This is a genomic window from Streptomyces otsuchiensis, from assembly GCF_004305975.1.
Lineage (GTDB): Bacteria > Actinomycetota > Actinomycetes > Streptomycetales > Streptomycetaceae > Streptomyces > Streptomyces otsuchiensis.
In genome coordinates this window covers 1-6,166 of the sequence record NZ_BHZI01000319.1, presented here as the reverse complement: position 1 = coordinate 6,166, position 6,166 = coordinate 1, and the positions used below count along the sequence as shown (strand labels likewise).

General features: G+C 69.2%; 5 protein-coding genes. 2 read left to right on the top strand and 3 right to left on the bottom strand.

The genetic code is table 11. From position 1 onward, the window contains the following. A partial coding sequence (locus E0D90_RS22615) for a DEAD/DEAH box helicase family protein (protein WP_438827434.1) occupies positions 1 to 1,014 on the top strand: 1,014 nt, incomplete at its 5' end. Between the two features lie 95 nt (positions 1,015 to 1,109). After that, positions 1,110 to 2,456: an NsdA family TPR-like regulatory protein gene (locus tag E0D90_RS22610; RefSeq protein WP_498072969.1), complete on the top strand. Its 1,347-nt coding sequence runs from the start codon at positions 1,110 to 1,112 to the stop codon at positions 2,454 to 2,456. A gap of 156 nt (positions 2,457 to 2,612) precedes the next feature. Here the strand turns inward: E0D90_RS22610 and E0D90_RS22605 are convergent, their stop codons facing one another. From E0D90_RS22605 to E0D90_RS22595, 3 genes are all read right to left on the bottom strand, one after another. Continuing rightward, positions 2,613 to 3,842 (bottom strand): cytochrome P450, encoded by a 1,230-nt coding sequence (locus E0D90_RS22605; RefSeq protein ID WP_157996919.1) that lies wholly within the window; start codon positions 3,840 to 3,842, stop codon positions 2,613 to 2,615. Next, complete coding sequence (locus E0D90_RS22600) at positions 3,820 to 4,605, bottom strand: tRNA-dependent cyclodipeptide synthase (protein WP_130799855.1); 786 nt, start codon at positions 4,603 to 4,605, stop codon at positions 3,820 to 3,822. The genes E0D90_RS22605 and E0D90_RS22600 overlap by 23 nt, the downstream gene beginning before the upstream one ends. A 67-nt stretch (positions 4,606 to 4,672) precedes the next feature. Next, positions 4,673 to 5,500, bottom strand: a complete 828-nt coding sequence (locus E0D90_RS22595) for a class I SAM-dependent methyltransferase (protein WP_157996917.1) — start codon at positions 5,498 to 5,500, stop codon at positions 4,673 to 4,675. Between the last annotated feature and the right edge of the window lie 666 nt (positions 5,501 to 6,166).

Sequence of the window (6,166 nt, the reverse complement as noted above, 5' to 3'; positions counted from 1 at the left end):
CCGGGTGGTGTTCCGGCGGCGGGTATTCGCGGTCAGGTGCATTCGGCGTGCGGGACGGGGAAGACCACGATGGCGGCCGCGGCTGCCCGCCGGATCGTCCCGAAGGGGCGGGTGGTGGTCCTGGTGCCGACCCTGGATCTGCTGACGCAGACCATCCGGGAGTGGGTGGCGCTGGGGCACTCGGGGCCGGCTGTCGCGGTCTGTTCGCTGGAGGATGACCCGGAGCTGTTCCAGCAGGGGGTGCGGTCGACGACGAACCCGATCCAGCTCGGCCTGTGGCACGGCCGGGGCCCGGTGACGATCTACGCCACCTACGCCTCCCTGCCGGTGCTGGTGGAGGCGTTCGCGGGCTCTTACGGGCAGCGTCTGGCGCCGGTGGACCTCCTGGTCGTCGACGAGGCACACAGGACGTCGGGGTCGATGGGGAAGGCGTGGGCGGACGTCCACGGCCAGAGCCTCATCCCCGCCGCCCGCAGGCTGTACATGACGGCCACCCCGCGGATCTGGGCGGAACGCCCGAACCGGGAGGTGGCCGAGGGGTGGCGGGACCCGCTGCCGGAAGAACAAGCCGCGTCCATGTCAGACACCGCGATCTTCGGCAAGGTCTTGTGGAAGCTGACGCTCGCGTCGGCGATCACCCGGGGTCTCCTCGCCCGGTACCGGATCATCGTCATGGAGATCACCGACCCGACGCTGACCCGAACGAAGCTCTACGGCGAGGACCGGCTCACAGAGGAGGTCCGGGGGCAACGGATGGCCGCCTTGCAGGCCGGACTCATCCGCACCATGACGGAACACGGCTGCGCGTCTCTTGATCGGCCGTTGCGGCCGTGCCCCCGCCCCCGCTTCGTATGGCCACGCAGTCGAAAAACGGGCTGTCTCACTTCGGAAGTGCTCATTCCTATCACCTCCCGATCACTCGCTGCCAGCAACCTTCAGACGCCACTCCAAGGCCGCGCCAGAGGCATTAAAGCCAACCTGGAGAAGAACCTTCAGGGTGCCCGAACGCGCTGAACTCGGAGACGGCCGCAAGATAATCCAAAGATCCCGCTTGAACTCCGCAGAGATGTCCGGAACTTACAGGGACGTGGATCCACGGCGGTCTTAAAGTGGATGTTCCCAGCATCGTGGCGACTGTTCTCTTAAATCTGCCAGGACTGTGCGGGGGCCGGGGAGCGGGGGAAGCTGTGCCTAAAGGGACGCGCAATACTCGCCTGGCTGCTCTTCAGCAGGAGGCAGGGTGGACCAACGGGGATTTGGCCCGGGAAGTCAACCGGCTCGGCACTCTCCACGGCCTGCGCCTGGCCTACGACCGGACAGCGGTCGCGCACTGGCTGTCCGGGTCACGCCCGCGCCCTCCCGTGCCCGCCCTGGTGGCCGAGGTCCTCAGCCGCCGCCTGGGCCGACTGGTGACCCCCGAATGGACGGGGCTGGCATCCCCGCAGCGGGCGGCATCCTCCACCGCGCACCCGATCCTCGCACTCGCCGAATTCGCCGTCACCGACGCCGACTCCGACGGACGAGGCCGTCCTGCGCGCCTCTTCTCCGTCCAGGACATCGAAGCCGAACTCAGCGCAGCAGCAATCCGGCTGCAAGATTCTGACAGCCGCCGCTCATCCACCGCACAGCGCCTCGAACACCTCAGCAGTTTCTTCTTCGAACACGTCCAGCGCTACGGGGGGCTGACGCTCGGCAGCACCTTGTCACGCTACATAGCCGATGAGACACCACGCCTCCTGGTCGTGCGCAGCACCGAGACCGACCGGCCGGAAGTCCTCACCGCCCTTGCCCGGCTCAGCTACGTGCAGGCCGCTATAGCGGCCGACAGCGGCCGTCCAGGGCTTGCCCAGGGCTATTACCAGCACGCGCTGAGACTCGCCCGGCGGGCCGGCGCCCGGCCCGACTACGCCATCACTCTGCGCGCCCTGGCCACCTTGGCGGACAGCCTTGGCGAGAGAGCCCTCAGTGGGAAACTCACGGGCCACGCCATCGAGATCGCAGGGCCGAACGCGGCGCCTGCGCTCCGGAGCTTCCTCTACTCCGGTCATGCCCTCACTCTGGCCCGGACCGGCGACCGCCCCGCTGCGCTGCATGCTCTCGCCACCGCCTTGCGGATACACCAGGAGGACCACCAGGCGACGAGTCCCTTCGAGACCTACACGGAAGCGTCGCTCCAGTACCAGCGCGCTCTCGTACTCAAGGCTTTGGGAGCAGGTCCTGACCACCTCCAGGCCCTCCTGGACTCCCTGAGGACAAGACCCGTCGACCACCACAAGGCCCTGGCCATCACCCACAGCCAGATCGCACTCGCCCTTCTTCACGCAGGGCAGTGGGACCAGGCGCTCCCGCACGCCCAGAAGGCATTCGCCAGTGCCCGGACAGTCTCCTCCATGCCCGCCCGCACGAACGTGGCAGAACTACGCCAGTCCATGGCAGCCTTCCGCCGCCGCATATAGACCTGCCCCCCAGGCCGACCGTGCCGAGCCCCTTCGGGGGACGGCGGCCGCCGCCCGAGAGTGGTCCGTGCCTCACCCCGTAGCAGAGTCTGCTCATGTGCCGGAGGCGCAGGACGTCTGAGGCGGCGGGGTGCGGGGTGTGGAGGCCCACACACCTCAGGACCAGGTGACGGGCAGTTCCGTCGGCCGGGTGAAGAGGTAGGTGTCCGGTTCCCAGGCGATGTCCTCGTGCTTGGCAGCCACCGCCAGGTCCGGCAGTTGTGTGAAGAGGGTCGAGAGCGCGGTCTGCAGGTAGAGGCGGGCGATGTTGACGCCGAGGCAAAAGTGGGGGCCGGTACCGAAGGTGATGGCCGGGTCCTCCCGTGTGCTGCGGTCGAGGCGGAAGCGCTCCGGTTGTTTGTAGTGCTCGGGGTCCCAGGTCGCGGCGACCCAGGGGGTGACGACGGCGTCGCCGGCCCGGATGTGTACTCCGTGCAGTTCGGTGTCGGCCAAGGCGAGGCGGGGCATCGAGGTCATGCCGTTGTGGTGCAGGCGCAGGAGCTCGGCCACCGCCGTGGGCCACAGACCGGGGTCACGCAGGATGCGGGCGAGCTGGTCGCCGTGCCGCAGCAGGGTGTAGACGCCGGTGGTGACCGGCCCGGTGACCGGTTCGGCGGAGGTGACGAACAGGTACATCACGGTGGCGTGGAGGTGCTCCGCGGTGATGGTTCCGTGCTGGTGGGCGCGGATCAGTGCCTCGACCGGGTCACGCGGCTCGCATCCGTCGTCGTAGTCGGCCCTCTTGGCTTCGATGACTTCGGTCGCGAAGTCGAGCATCCACCGGGTGGAGGTGTCGATCTTGGCGGCCGGTGTCGTGTAGTCGACCTGCGAGCGCAGCCGCGGCACGATCTTGCGGCGCTGACGTGGGGCCACCCGCATCAGGTCGCACGCCAGGGTCGCGGCGAGGGGGTGTGCGTAGGCGCCGTGCAGGTCTGCGGGGTTGGGGCCCTCGCGCAGGGCTATCGCGAGGTCGGAGGCGGCCAGGGCGATGGCGGGCTGGATTGCCGCCGCGGCGGCCGGGTTGAAGAACGGCTGCACGACGCGCCGTACGGTGGTGTGTTCGGGCGGGTCGAGGTTGAAGATGCCGCCGGGCACGCTGTTGAAGTCGTCTCCGGCGATGCGCTGGCCGCCGGGGCAGGTGAGGTTGCGGGAGAAGTTGCGGCTGGATCCGATCGCGGTGATGTCGGTGCGGCGGGTGACCAGCCAGGCGCGGTGGCCGGAGGGGAAGGTCACCGGGGCGACCGGCCGTTCGCGGCGCAGGAGGTCGAACATCTCGGGCGGCAGGCCGTGGCCGCGGGTGGGGAAAGAGTCGGGCCAGGTCAGTTCATCGGGGATCGCCGTTGCCACGGTCGTTCCGTTCATCAGTGAGCACGGACAGGGTGTGACCCGCCCCTACGGTGAGGCCAGGGACTTGACCGGCGGCCACCACGTCGTAGAGGGGCACCCTGCGGTGGTAGACGAACAGGGTGCTGGGGCGTGCGAGCAGGCCGGCGGCGTCCAGCAGGAGTGGGGCCTCGGCGAAGATGTAGCGGGTGTTGCTCGCGATCTGGGCCGGTGTGGGCTCGGAGTCGAGGGAGGTGGCCAGGGCGGTCCGGGTCATCGCGTGCACCGCTTCCCGCATCGAATCTTGCGTGCGGTAGGCGCTCTCGACGCGGGCCCGGCTCTTCTGGTAGCGCGGATGGGAGGCGAAGCGCGTCATCACATGCACCTGGGAGTCCGTGTCGGGCATCCCGCAGTCGGCCAGGGTGCGGCGTGCGACGTTGCGCATGTTGTGGATGACGCGCTTGGAGCGCTGGACTGCGTGCCGTGGTGCCTTGCCCGCGGAAATGTAGCGCAGCGCCGATTCAGGGGCCCCCGGCAGGACCACGTGCACGTCGGAGAACGACCTGGCCGCGCTCTGGCACAGGTCCGCTACGGTCTGCGTGGAGTAGAAGGAATTGAACGGTGACAGGCCCAGCACCAGCGTGCCGTACCGCTCGGCCAGGCGCGGGTTGTGAAGGTCCAACCCTTCTACCCGGAACCCGCTGGGGCTCGGGGCGTCTTGTGCCGAGCTTTCCGGGGGTGCGTCTGTACCGGTGAGGGGCGGTGAAGCTGTACTGATTCGGCTCATGGCAGTGGCCCTACTCCTCTGGTTGGTTGGTTGGGGCGGGTCGGTTGGGAGAGCTGTGGGGGACAGCTCACTTGTGCGGTGCCGCTGAGGTGTCTTCGGCCGGACGGGCACGGCTGTCGGGCACAGCCCCCGGGCCGGCGTGGGCGTCGATGATCAGGGCGTGAGGGCAGTCGAGGTAGTTCGCCCAGAACGCATCCCCGTACCTCGCGCGGCCCTCTTCGGAGACGGTCGGGCGAATCCACGAGACGCCGTCGAACCCGGCCGCCTCGAGAGCTTGCTCGTGTGCTGCCGTGGACCAGCGGAAGAAGTCCAGGTCCAGCACCTCCGGCCCGACCCAGGCCCGCAGGTGCCCCGGCGTGCCCTCCGCCGGTGACTCCTGCGAGCTCAGGAGCATGCCGTAGCCCCGGTACCACTGCGGGTCCGTGGAGAACTCCGGGTTGAGGACCGCGGCCACGAACCGCCCGCCCGTCGCACGCAGCGCCCGCCGCGCCGTCGCGCAGAACCCCTGCAGCGCGTCCTGGCTGGGGGCGTAGGGCAGCACGTACACGGCCGTGACCACGTCGAACGAACCGGCGACGTCCGGCAGTTCTCCCGCGGTTGGGTCGGCGGCGTTCGCTGCCAGGTACTCCACGCCCAGTCCTTCGCGCTCCTCGCGCCGACGGGCGTGCTCCACCATGGCGGCCGACTCGTCCACCCCCACCGCGCGGGCCGCCCCGGTACGGCGCAACCGACGGGTGTACAGCCCACTGCCGCACCCGAGGTCGAGCACGTCCCGTCCCACAATGTCACCGACCGCGTTCAGGAAGCTGTACGCCTCGACATGCTCCCGGAACGGCATCTCCTCCATGCTGCTTTCGTACGCCGCCACCGCTGTGTCGAACTGGGAATCCACCATCATCTCCTCGCGCTCAGGCGTCGACGTGCACGGCCCGCCCCGGAAGGACTCCCGGCAGTGCACGGGTTCGTTGTTTCTCGTGTGCTGCTCCTTCGTATCGCCGCGATGCGGCGCGGTACGAGCCCGCGGGCTGCCGGAAGCGTGAACGCGTTGAACCCTGCTGTGATGGTGAGGAACCGCCAGTCCCGAAACCGAATCGGCCAGACCCAGATACATAGACCCGCCGCACGCGTCCGCGGCCTGGCGGCCTACAGCGCTCTCCCGGCGCGCCCTGGGCGGCCTGCCGCGAAACCCGGCCCGACCCGTCCATTAGGGCCGGACCGGAGTCAACGTCACCAACCAACCCGACTGGCTCTGGGCAGGGACGAACGGCAGCCCCAGCGCTGTGGGCCGGGGCGCCCAGCCGCCTACGTGGCCTCGGCAGCCGTCAGCTCAGCAGTGGCACCGAGACTGGGGAAGGGGCAGCAGGAACCCGGCCGCGACCCACTCAGTCCGCCGGCGGGTGGCACAGGGCCTGCGGAACCCGGAGGCCGCCGACTTGAAGGACCGGACTGTCATCCCCGCTGCACCTAATTAGCCGCCTCGCACCTCACCGAAGCCTCCCCCACCAGCAACGACGGGCAGCACACTTCTACCCGTTCGCATCCGCATGCGACCCCCGAGAAC